General features: G+C 65.2%; 17 protein-coding genes. 8 read left to right on the forward strand and 9 right to left on the reverse strand.

Going from position 1 to position 17,523, the window contains the following annotated elements; all coding sequences use genetic code 11:
- Positions 1-81: 81 nt before the first annotated feature.
- Positions 82-1,743, reverse strand: a complete 1,662-nt coding sequence (locus tag QEP15_RS12790) for an arylsulfatase (protein WP_280148855.1) — start codon at positions 1,741-1,743, stop codon at positions 82-84.
- Between the two features lie 372 nt (positions 1,744-2,115).
- Between QEP15_RS12790 and QEP15_RS12795 the strand changes: the two genes are divergently transcribed.
- From QEP15_RS12795 to QEP15_RS12810, 4 genes are all read left to right on the forward strand, one after another.
- Complete coding sequence (locus tag QEP15_RS12795; protein WP_280148856.1) at positions 2,116-2,898, forward strand: bestrophin-like domain; 783 nt, start codon at positions 2,116-2,118, stop codon at positions 2,896-2,898.
- A gap of 133 nt (positions 2,899-3,031) precedes the next feature.
- Positions 3,032-4,354, forward strand: coding sequence for a tetratricopeptide repeat protein (locus QEP15_RS12800; protein WP_280148857.1), 1,323 nt, complete (start codon positions 3,032-3,034; stop codon positions 4,352-4,354).
- A gap of 56 nt (positions 4,355-4,410) precedes the next feature.
- The gene (locus tag QEP15_RS12805; RefSeq protein WP_280148858.1) at positions 4,411-5,553 is read left to right on the forward strand and encodes a formylglycine-generating enzyme family protein; all 1,143 of its coding nucleotides are present in this window, start codon (positions 4,411-4,413) and stop codon (positions 5,551-5,553) included.
- A 90-nt stretch (positions 5,554-5,643) separates the two neighbouring features.
- Positions 5,644-6,669, forward strand: coding sequence for an HAD family hydrolase (locus QEP15_RS12810; RefSeq protein ID WP_280148859.1), 1,026 nt, complete (start codon positions 5,644-5,646; stop codon positions 6,667-6,669).
- Between the two features lie 6 nt (positions 6,670-6,675).
- Here the strand turns inward: QEP15_RS12810 and QEP15_RS12815 are convergent, their stop codons facing one another.
- The 7 genes from QEP15_RS12815 to QEP15_RS12845 all read right to left on the reverse strand — a co-directional run bounded on the left by QEP15_RS12815 (position 6,676) and on the right by QEP15_RS12845 (position 12,867).
- Positions 6,676-8,478 (reverse strand): PHA/PHB synthase family protein, encoded by a 1,803-nt coding sequence (locus QEP15_RS12815; RefSeq protein WP_280148860.1) that lies wholly within the window; start codon positions 8,476-8,478, stop codon positions 6,676-6,678.
- Complete coding sequence (locus tag QEP15_RS12820; protein WP_217617983.1) at positions 8,475-8,993, reverse strand: hypothetical protein; 519 nt, start codon at positions 8,991-8,993, stop codon at positions 8,475-8,477. The genes QEP15_RS12815 and QEP15_RS12820 overlap by 4 nt, the downstream gene beginning before the upstream one ends.
- A 40-nt stretch (positions 8,994-9,033) precedes the next feature.
- A complete protein-coding gene (locus QEP15_RS12825) occupies positions 9,034-9,768 on the reverse strand; it encodes a helix-turn-helix domain-containing protein (RefSeq protein ID WP_280148861.1) in 735 nt (244 codons plus the stop codon).
- A 198-nt stretch (positions 9,769-9,966) separates the two neighbouring features.
- Positions 9,967-10,620, reverse strand: coding sequence for a response regulator (locus QEP15_RS12830; RefSeq protein ID WP_175155489.1), 654 nt, complete (start codon positions 10,618-10,620; stop codon positions 9,967-9,969).
- Entirely contained in the window at positions 10,617-11,705 is a 1,089-nt protein-coding gene (locus QEP15_RS12835; RefSeq protein ID WP_280148862.1) for a PAS domain-containing sensor histidine kinase, read from the reverse strand. Before QEP15_RS12835 ends, QEP15_RS12830 begins: the two co-directional genes overlap by 4 nt.
- A 161-nt stretch (positions 11,706-11,866) precedes the next feature.
- Positions 11,867-12,382, reverse strand: coding sequence for a flavodoxin family protein (locus QEP15_RS12840; protein WP_217617980.1), 516 nt, complete (start codon positions 12,380-12,382; stop codon positions 11,867-11,869).
- A 29-nt stretch (positions 12,383-12,411) separates the two neighbouring features.
- The gene (locus tag QEP15_RS12845) at positions 12,412-12,867 is read right to left on the reverse strand and encodes a CBS domain-containing protein (RefSeq protein ID WP_056317885.1); all 456 of its coding nucleotides are present in this window, start codon (positions 12,865-12,867) and stop codon (positions 12,412-12,414) included.
- Between the two features lie 166 nt (positions 12,868-13,033).
- On the opposite strand from QEP15_RS12845, the gene QEP15_RS12850 reads away from it, so the two are divergent.
- Entirely contained in the window at positions 13,034-14,407 is a 1,374-nt protein-coding gene (locus tag QEP15_RS12850) for an MBL fold metallo-hydrolase RNA specificity domain-containing protein (protein ID WP_152384466.1), read from the forward strand.
- A gap of 81 nt (positions 14,408-14,488) precedes the next feature.
- Here the strand turns inward: QEP15_RS12850 and QEP15_RS12855 are convergent, their stop codons facing one another.
- Complete coding sequence (locus tag QEP15_RS12855; RefSeq protein WP_081100913.1) at positions 14,489-14,914, reverse strand: universal stress protein; 426 nt, start codon at positions 14,912-14,914, stop codon at positions 14,489-14,491.
- Positions 14,915-15,197: 283 nt separating this feature from the next.
- Between QEP15_RS12855 and QEP15_RS12860 the strand changes: the two genes are divergently transcribed.
- Genes QEP15_RS12860 through QEP15_RS12870 form a run of 3 tightly spaced genes read left to right on the forward strand, consistent with a single transcriptional unit; the run spans position 15,198 to position 17,498 of the window.
- Positions 15,198-16,037 (forward strand): universal stress protein, encoded by an 840-nt coding sequence (locus tag QEP15_RS12860; RefSeq protein WP_180098764.1) that lies wholly within the window; start codon positions 15,198-15,200, stop codon positions 16,035-16,037.
- A 31-nt stretch (positions 16,038-16,068) separates the two neighbouring features.
- A complete protein-coding gene (locus QEP15_RS12865; protein WP_175155493.1) occupies positions 16,069-16,518 on the forward strand; it encodes a universal stress protein in 450 nt (149 codons plus the stop codon).
- Complete coding sequence (locus tag QEP15_RS12870) at positions 16,515-17,498, forward strand: zinc-binding alcohol dehydrogenase family protein (protein ID WP_175155494.1); 984 nt, start codon at positions 16,515-16,517, stop codon at positions 17,496-17,498. The genes QEP15_RS12865 and QEP15_RS12870 overlap by 4 nt, the downstream gene beginning before the upstream one ends.
- Positions 17,499-17,523 lie beyond the last annotated feature (25 nt).

A 17,523-nucleotide genomic window follows, 5' to 3' on the forward strand; every position in this document is an offset into this window, starting at 1 on the left:
GGCGCCGCCGTGCCCATCCATCGTCAGCAGCAAGCCGCCTGCCTGGACTGCCCATCGTCCGAGCGCGGGACGCGCCGGGCGTCAGTTTCCGCTGGGCAATGACAGGGTGAAGCCGTCCTTGGCCAGGCTTTCGCGCATGTATTGGAACCGCTCGTAGGCCGACAGCGTCAGCGGACCGGTATAGCCTTCGCTCTGCATCTTGCGGGGCGGATAGTCGATGTAGGTCTTCATCAGCGGGGCAACGGCGTCGTTGATCATGACCATCGTCCACGTCCGTTCGGTGACGTTGCTCATGAAAATGTCGTAGCGCTCCTGCGGATCGGCCCACAAATCGAATACCTGGGGCACCGTCGCGACGTAGGACTCGGCGCCTTTCCAGCCCAGGTTCGTGTCCACGGCCAGTCCGCCGGTCACCGCGCCGTCGTCGCCGCGCAGGTTGAACACCGCCTTGTAGTTGGCCACGCGCACGGCGCCCGGCGACAGTTCGTTTTCCGTGAAATAGAACCACGCCTTGCGATCGCACTTTCCGGTGCCGAAGAGCACGGGCGACATGTCGTAGCTGTCGAAGATGATCGGCTTGTCCTCGCGGTCATTCGTGGGCAGTTTCACGCCCGCCACCGCGGCAAAGGTTGCCATCAGGTCCAGGCCGCCCACCAGGCTGTGATCCTTGACGCCCGCCGCGATCTTGCCCGGCATCCAGGCGATGGCTGGCACCCGGTTGCCGCCTTCCCGCACCGTGCCCTTGGTGCCGCGCAGCGGCGTGTAGCCCGCGTCGGGATAGACATCCTGCCAGGCGCCGTTGTCCGTCGTGTAGAACACCAGCGTGTTCTTGTCCAAGCCCAGCTCGCGGATCTTGTCCATGATGCGGCCGATGCGAGAATCCAGCTCCACAACCGAGTCCGCGTACTTGCTCTTGGACAGCGACTTGTGGATGTAGTCCGGATCCGGCATGTTGGGCTGGTGCACCTTCATGAAGTTGATGCTCATGAAGAACGGCTGCTCGGACTTGGCGTTGCGCTCCAGGTAGTCGAGCGATGCCTTCTCCACGTAGCGGTCGAAGAACGGAATCCCGACGACGCCTTCACGGCCGTTCACCATGGGCGTGTCGACGTACTGGCCGTTGATCTTGAATTCCTCGCGCGCTTTCTCTCCCGCGTTGCCGGACAGCGCACCCTTGGTGACCCGCTGGAACATTTCCCGCACGTCGGCGGGCATGTCAGGAAACCAGGTGGGATCGGCGTAGGTGTAGGCATTCAAGTGATAGAGGCCGGCGTACTTCATCTCGTCATAGCCCTGCGCGTTGGGCAGGGCATAGTCGGCTTCGCCCAGGTGCCACTTGCCGGTGAAGAACGTCTTGTAGCCCGCGGTCTTGAGCACCGATCCCAGCGTCCACTCCGCTGCGGGCAAACCGCCGCCCTGGCCTTGGAACGCCACGGTCGTCATGCCGCTGCGGTTGGGAATGCGGCCGGTCTGCATGGCCGCGCGGCCGGGGGTGCAACTGGGCTGCGCATAGAACGAAAAGAAGGTCATTCCTTCGCTCGACAGCCGGTCGATGTTGGGCGTCGGAATGCCGCGCCCGATGCCGCCGCCATACGGACCGAGATCGCCAAGTCCGGTGTCGTCCGACACGAGAAGGATGATGTTGGGTTTGCGCGGGTCCTGCGCGACAGCCGGTGCGCAAAGTGCCGCGCTGGCCAGGAAAAGCGCTGCGGCACCGCAAGTGAAAGTTCGTTTGGTCGCCATTTTCAACTCCGCTGTTTGAGAGTGAAACCAACCGCACGACGCTGCAAACCGTGCGGTTCACATTGGCCTACGTACTTGGGGGGAGCGTTCATGCCGGGATGCGCGATTCGCATGGCTGAACCGCAATAATTTTCATCCTACGTCCACGGATGTCAACGGAATTCTTGGCCGCGCGCGCAGAATGCCGCGCCGCTGATCCGCGCGGACCAGCGCGCGCGCACCACTCCTTCGGATCTGGCGTGGCGGGCACGGCCGGCGGCTGCGCCGCAGCGTTGCCAGACGAGGCACGTAGCCCGTATCGTTATTGCGTCCCGGCGCGCGTGGGCAAGCGCGCGGCGGGCGCATCGCGGTGACCGGACGTGCGGGGTTCTCATGAGCTACTCGTTTCTCCTGGCGGGACTGGCGTTGGGTTTTTTCTTGGCGCTCTTTTGCGCCATTGCGGTTGGAAAACGACTGGGCGCAAGGCAGCAGGAGAAGGGTGGGGCGGGCGTGGCCGCCATCGAGGCGTCGGTGTTTGCGTTGCTGGGACTGCTGGTGGCGTTTACCTTTTCGGGCGCCGCGCAGCGCATGGCCGAGCGGCGCAATCTGGTGATTCAGGAAGTCAATGCCATCGGCACAGCCTGGCTGCGCATCGACCTGCTGGATGCAGCCGACCAATCCGCCGTGCGAGGACACCTCCGCGATTACGTCGACCAGCGGATCCTGTATGAGCGCCATGTCGCGGATATGACCGCGCGCGCAGGCATCGCGGCCAAGGCGTCCGCGCTGCAGCAGGTTATCTGGCGCGCGTCGATCGCTGCGGCGAAAAACGGCGTACCGCCGCCGCTGGCCGCGTCGTACGTCGACGCCGTGAACGACATGTTCGACGCCGCGACCTCGCTCTCCGCCGCCCAGAAGGTGCATCCACCGCTCGCGGCGTACGTGTTCCTGGGCTTTCTGGCGCTGACCGGCGCGTTCCTGGTGGGCGTGAACCTGGCGGCCGCCAAACGGCAAACGTTGCTGCATCAGTGCATCTATGCCGTGGTGATGACCGCGGCGCTCTACATCATCGTCGACTTCGAATTTCCGCGGATCGGCACGATACGCATCGACCAGAGCGACGCCTTGCTGGTCGCGCAGCGCGCAAGCATGGGCAATCCGGACGGCAGTCACTGACATCGGGTGGCGGGCGCCCGCGCGTCCGGTGCAATCGCACTAGCGCAACTGCGTTTTGCCGGAACGCCGCAACCATGCTTATATTTTTGAAGATTTTCCAAGCCCGTCGCGGGCCGGCCTCTGGGAGACCACCATGGCGCTGAGCGATGTACGGGGCAACCCGGTTTCCAGCGATGAACCGGCATCAATGGCCGCCTACGAGCGGGCGCAAAGCCTGTTTCATGGCTACTACGGCGATCCGCTGGGCGTCATTGACGAGGCCTTGGCCGATGACCCCGTTTTCGTGATGGGCCATCTGCTGCGCGCGGGAATGATGATCACCGCCAGCGACAAATGCGTCGAACCGCTGCTGCGCGAAAGCGTGCAAGCCGCCGAAGCGCTCTACGACATTGCCAACGATCGCGAACGCCGCCACGCCGCCGCGGCCCGCGCCTGGCTCGACGGGGAGTTCTCCCGATCCTTGCGGCGCTATGCCGACATCCTTGCCGACTATCCGCACGACACGCTGGCGCTGCAGGTTGGCCACATTGGCGATTTCCTGCTCGGCCGCTCGACCATGCTGCGCGACCGCGTCGCCGGCATCCTGCCCGCCTGGGACCGCTCGATGCCCGACTACGGCTATGTCTTGGGCATGCATGCGTTCGGCTTGGAAGAGACGAATCTCTACGGCCCGGCCGAGGCGCAAGGGCGCCGCGCGCTAGAGCTCAACCCGCGCGATCCCTGGGCCGTGCACGCCGTCGCCCACGTCCTGGAAATGCAGGGCCGGATCGACGAGGGTATCGCCTGGCTGAAGGGAAGACGGGGCGACTGGTCCGAGGACAACATGCTGGCCATCCACAACTGGTGGCATCTGGCTCTGTTTCAGCTGGATCGCGACGAGATTGGCGACGTGCTGGCGTTGTACGACAGCAGGCTGCGCGAAGCTTCCACGGGCCAGGTGCTGGATCTGATCGACGCCTCCGCCATGCTGTGGCGTCTGCATTTGCGAGGCGTGGATGCCGGCTCGCGATGGCGCCAACTTGCCGATGTCTGGCAGACGCGTGGCGGCGCGGGGTTCTACGCCTTCAATGACGTGCATGCGCTGATGGCCTATCTGGGCGCGGGTGACGGCGCTGCCGCCCAGGCGCTCATCGAGTCGATGGAAACGGCCGCGGACGGCACGGGCACGAACGCGATGATGACCCGGGATGTGGGATTGCCGGTGGCGCACGCGCTGGCCGCGTTCGCCCGGCAAGACTACGCGCTTGCCGTCAACCTGCTGCGGGACGTGCGCCTTATTGCGCATCGATTCGGCGGCAGCCACGCGCAGCGCGACGTGCTGGCGCTGACATTGGTGGAAGCGGCGTTGCGAGACGGCGCGCGCTCTCTGGCCAAGGTGCTGACTGCCGAACGCATGGCCCTCAAGCCCGGCAGCGCGGGCAACCGCGCGCTTGCCGCGCGGGCCGCAGCGCTGTAGGTGGCGGCACGCACGGCGGCCTGGTGCCGGCTATGCGCGCCTGACGGAGAAAGCGCATGAAAAGACGAGCCAGTATTGGAATTGCAGTGGCAGCCATCCTGTGCACGGCAGGCGCCATCGGCGCCTATGTCGCGGTCTCCGCGCCCGCGCAGGACGTTCCCGTCGTCAAGTTGGGAGACGGCAAGCAAGGCCCGGCAGGAATGGCGTGGATCCCCGGCCATGAGTTCCTGATGGGCAACGATCATCAGATGTCGCAACCGAATGAGCGGCCGGCGCACAAGGTGCGCGTGAGCGGGTTCTGGATGGACGTTCATGATGTCACCAACGCGCAATTCCGCCGCTTTGTCGAGGCGACCGGCTATGTCACGACCGCCGAGAAAAAGCCGCGCTGGGAAGACCTGCGCGCCCAGCTTCCCGCGGGGACGCCACGTCCGGACGACAGTGCATTGCAGGCGGGCGCCATGGTGTTCGTCGGCACGCAGACCGAGGTGTCGCTGCGGGACTACTCGCGCTGGTGGCGTTTTGTTCCCGGCGCGAATTGGCGGCATCCCGAGGGGCCGCACAGCACCATCGCCGGCAAGGACGACCATCCGGTGGTGCAGGTGTCTTATGAAGATGCGCAGGCCTACGCCAAGTGGGCGGGCAAGCGCCTTGCGACCGAAGCCGAATGGGAGTTCGCCGCGCGAGGCGGCCTTGCGCAGGCGACCTACACGTGGGGCAACGAGCTGTCGCCGCAAGGCCGGGCCATGGCAAACATCTGGGACACGCGCCAGGCGCAACCGTTTCCGGTCGTGAAAGATGAAAAAGTGCAGGTCGGCACCACGCCCGTGGGCAGTTTTTCGCCCAATGGCTATGGCTTGTACGACATGGCCGGGAACGTCTGGCAATGGACGTCGGACTGGTACCGCGCGGACGCTTTCAGGATTCAGGCGCAATATCGCCAGCCGCCGCAAGACCCCGCCGGGCCTGCGAACAGCTTCGACCCTGACGAACCCGGCATGCCCGCATCGGCGCCCAAGCGCGTGACCCGGGGCGGGTCCTTTCTGTGCAGCGATACCTATTGCATCAGCTACCGCGCCAGCGCACGGCGCGGCACCGACCCGCTCAATCCCATGTCCCACATCGGGTTCCGAACCGTCATGACGCCGCAGCAATGGGAGATGGCGCAGGCAGCGCAGGGCAGCATCGCCAGCCGTTGATTGTGGGCCAGGCAGGAGGCGGGCAGGGCAGGCAGTTGCCGCTGGTCTGGCAGGGCCCGCGCGCGTTGCGCGCATTCCAGGGGGAAGATCATGCACGCTTCATTCGAACACCAATATGCGCGGCGGCTGGCCTGGATCTGGCTGTGGGTCCTTTTCCTGCTAGCCGGGTGCGCGTCATCCGGCCGCGAGAGCCAAGCCGGGTTGCCGTCCTGGACCGATGGCCCCTCCCGCACGGCGATCGTGGCGTTCGTGAAGGCGGTCACCGACCCGGCCAGCGCGGAATTCGTGCCCGCCGAGGACCGCATCGCGGTGTTCGACAACGACGGCACGCTGTGGAGCGAGAAGCCCATCTACTTCCAGGTCATGTTCTCGATGGATGAAGTGCATGCGTTGGCGCCGTCACATCCGGACTGGTATACCCGCCAGCCTTTCATGGCAGTGCTGCAGGGCGACCACGAGGCCGTGGCCAGATCGGGCGTGCACGGCATGATGGAGATCTTGCTGGCCACCAACACCGGCATGCCGGTGGGCCAGTACACGCAGCGCGTGGACCAGTGGCTGGACACCGCCCGCCACCCGCGCACCAAGCTGCCCTACGACAGCATGACGTACGTGCCGATGCGCGAACTGCTGGACTACCTGCGCGCCAACGGTTTCACGACTTACATTGTGTCGGGCGGGGAAACGGAGTTCATGCGCGCCTGGACCGCGCAGGCCTACGGCATCCCGCCCGAACAGGTGATTGGCACCCTGTTTGGCAGCGAATTCGTGACGAGCGGCAGTGGATTCGAACTCATGCGGCTGCCCAAGCTGGACTTCAACAACGACGGCCCGGGCAAGCCCGTGGCGATCCAGCGCCATATCGGCAAGCGTCCGATCATGGCGTTCGGCAATTCCGACGGCGACTTGCAGATGCTGCAGTGGACGACGACCGGGCCAGGCAGACGCTTCGGAGGCATCGTGCACCACACCGACGCCAAGCGCGAGTGGGCCTACGACCGGCACTCCAGCGTGGGCCGGCTCGACAAGGCGCTGGACGAGGCGCCCGCCCGAGGCTGGACGGTCGTGGACATGGAGAAGGAGTGGAAACGGATCTACGCGCAACCGTGGCCTTGAGACGCGTCATTTCTGCATGACATAGCTGCCCGGCGCGGCCATCGGCGCGCCAGGATCGTCGTCGGGCCGCCGCCCGGCAACGCCGGACGGTGCGGGCCGCAAGGGCCCTGAGCGATGCGCCAGCCACTCGGTCCACGTCGGCCACCACGATCCCCCGCATTGCATGGTCGCGGCCAGCCATTCGTCCGGACCCGCGCGCAGATCATCCTTCGGCCCCGCGGAAAGCCGGTGCCAGCGGCCCGGATGCCCCGGCTCGCTCACGACGCCGGCATTATGGCCGCCGCTGGTCAAGACGTAGCGTATGTCCGCGTCCGTCAGGTAATGGATCTTGAATACGGAACGCCAGGGCGCGATGTGATCGTTGACCGCACCCAGCGCAAAGATGGGCGTGCGGATGTTGCGCAAGGCAATCGTGCGGCCGTTCACCTCGAATCGTCCGGCCGCCAGTTCGTTGTTCAGAAACAGTTTGCGCAGATACTCCGCATGCATCCGGTACGGCATGCGCGTCGAATCGGCATTCCAGGCGACGAGGTCGTTCGGAAGGATGCGCTGACCCAGAAAATAGGTCTGCACCGCGCGGCTGGCGACATCCTCGATGGGCCGCAAGGACTGGAAGGCCGCAGCCATTTGCCCGGCGGACAGGTAGCCTTGCGCCCACATGACGCTTTCCAGCATGTGCACCTCGCTCGCGTCGATGTACAAGCCCAGGCCACCGGGCTCGGTAAAGTCGGTCTGTGCCGCCAGCAGGGAGATCGTGGCAAGGCGGTCGTCCGCGTCGCCTGCCATGGTCGCGGCCGCGATGGCCAGCAGCGTGCCGCCCAGGCAGTACCCAACCGCATGCACGCGCTGGCCGGGCACGCATCGATTGACCGCCGCCATTGCCGCCATGAAGCCCAGGCGCCGGTAGTCGTCCAGGCAGAGGTCGCGGTCGCGCGCATCGACGTTGCGCCATGAGATGCAGAACACCGTGAACCCTTGCGCCACCAGGTAGCGGATCAGGGAATTTTCGGGCGACAGATCCAGCACGTAGTACTTCATGATCCACGCCGGCGTGATCAAAATGGGCTCCGGACGGACCTGCGGCGTGGAGGGCGCGTACTGGATCAGTTCGATCAAGTGATTGCGGTACACCACCGTGCCGGGGGTCACCGCCACGTTGACGCCCACCTCGAACCGTTCCAGGCCGGGCTCCGGCAGGCCCAACAGCCTGTGCCGCACGTCCTCTGCCAGATGTCCCATCCCTTGAACCAGGTTCAGGCCCTTGTCGGTCACCGTACGCTCAATCACTTCGGGGTTGGACCAGGGAAAGTTGGCCGGCGCAAAGACGTCGCACCATTGGCTTGCGCAGAAGGAAACGACGTCGGCGTGATGGGCGGAGACTCCCGGCACACGCGTCGTGGCCTCGGCCCACCACTTGCGCGCTTCGGAAAAACAATGCTGCCAATATTGGAAGGGTTCAGCCCGCCAGGCCGGCGCGGCGCACCTGCGGTCAAGGGCAGCCTCGGGACAGACGTGAGGGTGTCCCGCCAGGGCCATCGCGGCATGCGCGCCGAGCGCCTGGATGGCGTTTCCCGCCTGCAGCGCCAATCCGATCTGCTTGCCAGGCGCGGCCCCCAGGTGGATCAACCAGTCGGCCATCGCGAGCGCAAGGGCGCTTGGTGAAATGCCGCCCGTCAGCTGCGCGATGAGCGCCGCCTTGAAGTAGTCCAGCGCCGCCAGCGCGTTGTCCGCGCCACGCGGCGACGATGCCGACGGGTCGGTAACGGATTCCGCGGCCGGATGCGCCTTCGCGGCCCTCACATGCGTCATTGGCTGGCGCGCGTCATTGCGGCCACGGCATTGCCGTCGGCCAGGAATTTGGCCGTGCTTTCCGCGATCTGCGACATTCTTTCTTGCCAGGGATTCTTGCTCTCACGCAGAGCTGCGGCGGTCATGGTGGATGTCTCGCGCGCGATTTTCTCCATTTCCTTCAGATAACTGAACTCGCGGCCCATCAGATCCGTCATCAATTTCTGGTGCAGGGCGCACATGGCGGTCAGAGACGTCGCAGCGTTGACCTGCGCATTGGCTTCCTGAGCGAATGCCAGCATTTCCTTGTCGGTCTTGAGCTGCAGCGAGCGCAGTTGCCGCGCGAATTCGAAATAACCGGTGGCCGCGGCCAGCGCAGAATGAATTCCGTATTTGTATAGCGCCACGTAGGGTTCATAGTCGGGTTGCATAAGGTCATCCTCCAGGTCACGTGTAACCGCTCGACGCGGCACTTCGGCGGCCGACCGGCTTGCTCCAGCCAGAATAGGCCTGCCCGCGACCGGGATGTTGACCAAACTCAAGTTCCGAACGACATCCTGCTAGGCGCAGGCACGCCTACCCGCTGCTCATCTGCCGCAGCGCATCCACATCGCGGATCTGGAGCTGTCGCCGGGATACGTTGACCAGCGCGGCCTCCTGCAGGCGGCCCAGCACGCGGCAGACCGTCTCGACTTTCATGCCCAGATGATTGGCGATGTCCTCGCGCGTCATCTTCAAGGTGAAGGCGAGGGGAGAGTAACCATTGGCCGACATCTGGTCCGACATTCCCACCAGGAAATCGGCGACCCGCTGCTCGGTCTTCATGCACCCCAGGGTCAGCAACAGCCGCCGGTACTGATCGATATCGTGAGCGATCAAGCGATGGAACTGCTGCGCGCACGAGAAATCCTCCCGGCATCTGCCCATGATGTCCGAGAACGGCAGTACGCAGACGAGCGAATCCTCCAGCGCGATGGCATCGCAGCGATGGGTGCCGCTCTCGATGGCATCCAGGCCCAGCAACGCGCCCGCAGACGGAAAGCCCATGATCTGCTCGAGGCCGGCGCGGTTGGTCGCGCGCAGCTTCACCGACCCTGACCGCAGCACATACAGGTTCTGCAACGCGTCCCCCGCGCGGTAGACAGATTCGCCGCGGTGAATCAGCCGCCGGCAGCGGACCATGTCGCTCGGGGGAGGCCGGGCCGCGTCCAATCCTGCGCGGCAGATCCGGGCCAGGGCGCAACGGTCGCAATCGGCGGACACGCCTGTCGCACTGTCCGTGTAGTTCGTGACAACGATGGGTGAGTCCATGGCCGCGGCTCCTCGGGGGCATGTGGCGGTGACGCGGCAGCAGGCCGATCGCCTTGTCGGTATCGCTTTGTCCGTATCGCTTTGTTGGTATCGCGATGGGGGCTAGTATCGGATGCCGCGCTGCCGTGCGCTATCAGCGCAGATCGCCACGTTTTGGCCGACGACGCCTACAGATGTAGGCAAATTCCTACAGCGTGCTCAGCGCGGAGGGGCGTCGTCATCGTCGACGAGCCGGTGCCGTATCGCGTAACGGACCAGATCCGCCTGATTGCGCAAGTGCAGCTTGATCAATATCCGGCTTTTATACGTGCTGACCGTCTTGACGCTCACGAACAGCAGTTGCGCGATGTCCGAATTATTCATCCCCGACGCCAGATGGCGGAAAACCGACAATTCCCGGTCGGACAGCAGGGCGTGGGGCAGCGATTCCGCATGGCCGTACCGGTCAAATGCAATGCTTTCGGCCAGCGACTGGCTCAGATACCGCCCGCCACCGGCCACCTTGCGCACCGCCTGCACCAGCTCTTCGCTGGCGCTGTCCTTGGTCAGGTAGCCCGCCGCACCCGCCTTGATCGCCTGGACGGCGTACTGCTGCTCGCCGTGCATCGTGAGCACCAGGATGGGAACGTCCGGGTGGGAGTTTTTGATGTGCCGGATCAGGTCGACGCCGTCGCGCCCGGGCATCGACATGTCCAGCACCAGAAGATCCCATTGCCCCTCGGCCAGAAGGTTCAGCGCTTCGTTGCCGTTGCCGGCTTCGCCGCCGACGCGGATATCTGCGGCCTGCTCGAGCAGCCGCCTCAGGCCTTCGCGCAGCAATGTATGGTCGTCGGCAAGCATGACGTTGATCATGTCGCCTCCCATTGCGAGTCGGGCGGGCGGACCGGGATGCGCACTTCCAGGCGAAACCCGCCTTTCCTGCGGGTGTGAACGGAGACATCGCCGCCCAGCAGGCGGACCCGTTCGCGAATGCCCTGCAGGCCAAGCGAAAGCGGCAGCTTCTTGGCCAGACTCTCTGGTGTGGCGCCAACGCCGTTGTCGGACACGGTCAGCGCGCAATGCGAGTTGTCACAGACAAGGCGCACCTGGACGGCGCTGGCCTGCGCATGCTTGGCGATGTTGGTCAGCGCCTCCTGCACGACGCGAAACAGGGTGGTGGCGACCTGCTTTGCCGGTTCGGCGGGGCCGATCCGGATGTCCGATTCCGTATCGACGCCATAGCGCGAAACGAAATTGGCCACCAGCCATTCGACCGCCGCCGCCAGTCCAAGGTCGTCGAGCATGACGGGCCGCAGGTCAGAGGCGATGCGCCGCAGCGACTTGAACGAGGCTTTGATAAGCTGCCGCATGGACCGCACGCGCTCGCGTGCCTCGACGTTGTCGGACGCCAGGATCGGTTCAAGTTGGGACAGCTCCATCGTCAGCGCCGTCAGGCTTTGGCCCAGGTCGTCATGGAGCTCGCGCGCAATGTGCTTCTTTTCCTGCTCGCGCACGTGAAGCAGGGCATTGGACAGACGGGTCAGCTCGTCCCGGGACGCTCTCAAGGCCTGGTCGATACGCTGGCGCTCGGTGATGTCGCGCAGAAAGATCGACAGGTACACGCCGGCGCTGGTGCAGGTCTGCGAGATCGAAGCCTCCATCGGAAACTCTTCGCCGTTGGACCGAAGACCCCATAACGGCGCGCCCAGGCCCATCTGGCGATCGGAAATTCCGGTGGTCATGAAGCGGCCGACATGCTTGGCATGCACGGCGCGAAAGCGCAACGGGATCAGGATGTCCACGCTGGCGCCGATGGCTTGGTCGGCGGAGAGCATGAACACGCGTTCCGCCGCAGCGTTAAACATCACGATGTGTTGCAACGCGTCGATCGTGATGATCGGTTCTGTGGCGGACTGGATGATATCGAGCAGCGGAGGCGCGCCAGAGGAGAGCTTCATTGCTTGATATGTGGGTGCCGGGATCGCCCTTCCAGGGGGAACTTGTCCATTGCAACACACAATTCCGCAAGCGGCGAGCGCCGCGCGTGGGCTACCGCCACGTGCACTAGTGCAGGCGGCGGATCTGGTCAGCGGGGCTCGGACTTGTGCCCGAGCGCCGCTTAGTCAACGGCCGACAGCAGCGAGTCGCTCCCGCCCGATTCCCAGGCCGCGAGCGTCCTTTCCTTGAACCGGCAAAGGGACGCGTCGCACTCTTCGGCCAACACGTCGTACTGCTTGAGCAGGAGAATGCCGCGGGGCTTTGCGCCCACGACGGCGGCGATATCATCGACAGCCCGGAATCCGCCATAGCCCGACATCACGCAAATGACGGAGTAGGTCTTGATCAGCCGCCCCTGCGTCATCAGGAACGAGCGCATGGGGGCCGCGAGCGCTCGAAGCCAGACTGGCGCGATCAGGATCACGTGGTCGAACTGGTCCAGGGCAGGGCCGGCATAGCGAATCTCGGGTTGGCGCTTGAAGAGGCAATCGGTGACGCAGCGAAGGTCGCCAGCCAACCCGATGCGTGACGATGCATCCCGCACTTCGTGGACCTCCCATCCCGTGATCGATGCCAGCCGCTCGGCCACGATGCGTCCTGTGCCGGTGCGTGAATAAAAGACGATGCCGATCCGCATGGCGTTCACTCCTGGCCGCAACGACGGCCTCAGACTTCCTGGGCCAGCAGCGCCTGAAGAATGTCCCGGCGGCTGACCACGCCGACCAGTTTTCCCTGCCGGACCACGGGAACCCGCTTGATCCCGCGCTTGAGCAGCACATCTGCAATTTCGGACAGGTCGGCGGACTCATCCACCGTGATGGCAGGGCTGCTCATCACGGCCGATGCCGTCTGCTCGCCCAGTTGAAGGCTGTGCAGAAACTCCAGATTCAGTGCCTCGCCTTCTGCCAGGAGCGACAGCCAGTGGTTCACCTTTCTCTGATGCGCGCTGTCCTGGCGTCGCACCAGATCGCCTTCGCTGACCACGCCGATCAACGCGCCGTCATCGCCCGTCACCATCACGGCGCTGATGTCTCGATCCAGCATGGCACGCATAATCTGCGAAACCGGGGTACGCGGGGATACGCAGTATGGGGTCGCGGTCATGAGGTCGCGCGCTTTCATGGCATTTCTCCTGGGTGGCGGGGGCACGCCCCACGCCTGTTTGCTTGTCGGTCCTATGTTGATCTCGCGCCCGGCGGTTATCTTGATATTGGTCAAGCAAGGATGGGCCTGCCACATCAATGCTGCTTATTAGCGAAAACTTGGTCAGACAGTCAGGAGTCGATCCATGACACAGAAGCTGCGCATACACTTTTGCGGGGCCGCCGGCACCGTGACCGGCTCGCGTCATCTGCTGGATGCGTCCGGGCGGCTGATCCTGATGGATTGCGGGTTGTTCCAGGGACTCAAGCCGCTACGGCTGCTCAACTGGGCGCCGTTTCCCGTGGCGCCCTCGAAGATCGAAGCCGTGCTGCTGTCGCACGCGCACCTGGACCATTCGGGGTATTTGCCCAGGCTCGTGCGGGAGGGTTTCGCCGGCCCGATCTATTGTTCCGAAGGGACGCGCGACCTGTGCGAATTGCTATTGCTGGATAGCGCCCACTTGCAGGAAGCCGATGCCGATTACCTGAACCGCCACGGCCTGTCGCGCCATCGTCCCGCGTTGCCCCTGTACACGGTCGCCGACGCGCGCAGAGCGATCGCCGCGCTCCGCCCGGTCCCGTTCGATGCGCCGATGCCGCTCCCGGGGGGAATGCAGGTCCGGTTCTCGCGCGCCGGCCACATCCTGGGCGCCGCCATCGTCGAACTCGACTACCCGGGAGGCCGACTGGTGTTTTCCGGCGATCTTGGCCGCTATGACGACCCGCTGATGCCGCCGCCCGCGTCCGTGACGCAGGCGGATCATCTTATTGTCGAATCCACCTACGGCAATCGCAGCCACGGCACGCAAAGCGTGCCGGACACGCTGGCCGGAATCATCCAGCGCACCATCCGGCGAGGGGGCTCTCTTGTGATTCCGGCGTTTGCCGTCGGCCGCGCCCAGCTCCTGTTGTTTCACCTGTGGCGGCTCAGGCTGGCCGGAAGCATCCCTCGCGACCTGCCCATCTACCTGGATAGTCCGATGGCCAGCAGCGCGGTCGACGTCTATCTACGGCATACCGCCGATCAGCGATTGCCGCGTGCGGATGCCAGGGCCGCGTTCGGCGTAGCCACCTGCGTCACTGACGTCGAACAATCCAAGGCGCTGGACCGCTCGCCGATGCCCAAGATCATTCTTTCGGCCAGCGGCATGGCCACCGGCGGACGGGTCATTCACCATCTCAAGCACTACGCCAGAGACCCTAGAAACACGATCCTCTTTGCCGGCTTCCAGGCGATGGGAACGCGCGGGGCCGCCATGCTGGATGGCGCCCGACAAGTCAAGATACATGGAGAATATGTGCCGATTCGCGCCGAGGTCGACAACCTGTCGATGTTGTCGGCGCATGCGGACGCCGACGAGATCCTGCGCTGGCTTCGTGGATTCTCAAGCGCGCCCCGGCATACCTACATCGTGCACGGAGAACCCGCGGCAGCCGACGCGCTGCGCCTGCGCATCAAGGACGAGCTTGGCTGGCGCTGCCATCCTGTCGAGCCGTCCGAAACCGCCGTGTTGAACTGATCCGGCGCGGCGCAGGGGCAGGCAAGGGCGCGCCCGCCCAGGCCGCCCGGGCAGCGGGCGGGCAAGGCGGGGCGCGCGTGGTCAATTGATCATGACGACCGGTATGTGGGCGGTGTGCAGCACTTTCAGCGCCACCGATCCGAGCAGCAGGCTGCCTGCGGCGCCTAGCCCCCGCGAACCCATGACGATGTGGTCGCAGTGCTGTTCGGCCGCATAGGCGGTGATCGTTGCGGCCACGGGCCCCACGCGCATCTGCGTTTGATAGCTGACACCGGCGGCATCCAGGACCGACCGCGCCTCGGCGAGCGCGGCGCTGGATTCATCCTCGTAGTAGTCCCGGATCATTTCCGGCGTGACGAACGCGCGGACGGCGCCCGACACAATGGGTATTTGCACGTTCAGCAGGTGGATCGCGCAGTCGCCATGCTCACGGATGTGATCGATCATGTACTTCACGGCACGCAAGGCGTTTTCGGAGCCGTCGATGGGAATGAGTACGTTCTTCACAGTGGCCTCAACGTTTGGGGGTAGGAAAGGCGCAGCCTCGGCTGCCTGCAACCATCATGACGCGAATGATGCTCCGGCCATTGACTGGAATCAAGGTTTGAGGCGCATCCTGACGGCGGCGTCCCCGCTCGCGCGTTGACGAAGGTCAATATTTGCCGGCCGCACCCGCGCAAGATGAAGCCTATGCAAGAGGACGTGGCCCCGCCAGCCAGTCAAGAGAGCGCCGCAGGGTGCGAGACGCGTGCAGGCAGTCCTCAGCCACTTACTGCCACCGGAGGTCACCATGTTCCGTCGAATCGCTGTCCATCTGGACCAGGGCGCCGATTGTTCGCGCCGGCTCGATTTCTGTCTGCGTCTGGCCAAGGCCCATGACGCCCACCTGACAGGGATATACGCCAGCTACGTCGCGCCGGGCTATTTCTATGACGAAGCCGGGTTGTGGGTGAGGGGGATGGATCGGGCGGTCCAGATCCACGAAAAGGCGCGCACTGCCGTCCAGAAGGCGTTCAGCGAGGCGGCCGAGCACGCCGGCGTTGCGGCGGCATGGCGGCAAGGCGAGTGGGGCACGCCCGCGGAGTGCGTTTCCCGGCACGCGCGTTCCTCGGATGTCGTCGTGGTGGGGCAGAACAACCTGAAGGATCTCGAAGCGGCCACGGGCAACGATTTCGTCGAGCAGGTGATCCTCACCTCGGGCCGGCCCGTCATCGTGCTGCCCATTGCCGGGACGTTCAGCACGATCGGCGGCCGGGTGCTGTACTGCTGGGACCGCGGCCGCGAGGCGGCGCGGGCCATCGCCGACGCCGCGCCGCTGCTGCGCAATGCTGCGGCTTTGCAGGTGTTGTCCCTGGACGAGGGATTCCCCTTGCAGCAGCCTTCGGACGTTCCCTTCGAGGACCTCGTCGCCTACTGCATCTGCCACGGGTTTCCCCAGCCCGTCCACCAGATGCGCGACGTCCGCCACGGAGACATCGGCGATGCAATTCTGACGGCGGCCGCGGATTTCAGTGCGGATCTCATCGTGATGGGCGGATATGGGCACAGCCGGATGCGGCAGCTGGTGATGGGCGGGGCCACCCGGTCGCTGCTCAGCGCAATGACGGTTCCCGTCCTTCTGTCCCATTAGGCGATTGCTGCGTCGCCGATCTGGATAGCCCATGTACCGCCGTATCCTTGCCGCCATCGACGGCTCGCACGCATCCGACCGGGCATTGGAGGAGGCGGTCCGGATCAGCCGGGAAGCCGGCGCCTCGCTCCTTGTCGTGCATGCGCTGGAGGATCCGCCGGCAGTCCTGGAGGACAACCCCTACGCCGAGGATGCCCTGCGCACGCTGAAGGCCAGCCGAGAAGAAGCGGGCGCCAACCTGCTCAAGCGCGCCAAGGCTGACGCCGCGGCGGCCGGCGTCAACGCAGAGGCGACGCTTCTGGATGAGGACGCCATGCCGACGCCCGCGCGCATCCTGCGGGCCGCGCAGGCCTTCAACGCGGACCTGATCGTGTTGGGCACACATGGCCACCATGGCCTGCGCCGCGCGATGCTGGGCAGCAGCGCGGAAGGCGTCGTGCGGATGGCGCCTGTCCCCGTCTTGCTGGTCCGCACCCCATGAAGGCGATGGTCCTGCAAGCGCCGGGGCTGCCCCTGACGCTGGAAACACGCGAGACGCCGCAGCCCGGCCCCGGCCAGGTCAGATTACGCGTGTTGGCATGCGCGGTCTGCCGCACGGATCTGCATGTCCTGGACGGCGAGCTGCCCAACCTCAGGTATCCCATCATTCCGGGCCATGAAGTCGTAGGCGTCGTGGAATCGGTCGGGGCTGGCGTCGACACGGCGATGCTGGGGCGCCGCATGGGTGCGGCCTGGCTGGCGCGCACGTGCGGACAATGCTCGTTCTGCCGCGCCGATCTGGAAAATCTATGTAGCGAGGCCCTGTTTACCGGGTACACACTGGACGGCGGCTTTGCCACGCACATGCTGGCGCATGCTGACTATCTGTTTCCCTTGCCAGCGGCCAGAGCCCCGGCGCGGATGGCGCCATGGCTCTGCGCTGGCCTGATTGGCTGGCGGGCGCTGCGGGCAACCGGCGATGCCCGGCGGCTGGGACTTTATGGTTTCGGTTCTGCGGCGCGCCTCCTCACACAGGCCTGCCGTCACCTGAACCGCGAGGTGTACGCCTTTACCCGCACCGGCGATGTGGCAGCGCAAGCGCATGCGCTTGCGATGGGCGCGACCTGGGCTGGCAACAGCAGCGAACCCGCGCCAGTACCCCTGGATGGGGCGATCCTGTTCGCGCCGGTCGGCGCGCTGGTGCCGTCAGCGCTTGGCGCGGTGCGGCCGGGCGGATGCGTGGTGTGCGCGGGCATCCACATGTCGGACATCCCGGCATTTCCCTACCGGCTGCTTTGGGGCGAACGTTCGCTCTCGTCCGTCGCCAACCTGACGCGTGAGGACGGAAGGGAATTTCTGGGCAAGGCGCACGCGTGGGATCTGGGTGCCGATGTCCGCACGTATCGGCTTGAGGACGCAAATCGCGCGTTGGACGACCTGCGGGCGGGGCGCATTCAGGCGACGGCCGTGCTGCTGCCCTGAGGCGCGGCGGATCCCCGGTGCCGGG

Origin of the sequence: Achromobacter mucicolens (assembly GCF_029866465.1) — a bacterium.
GTDB classification, from domain to species: Bacteria; Pseudomonadota; Gammaproteobacteria; order Burkholderiales; family Burkholderiaceae_B; genus Achromobacter; species Achromobacter mucicolens.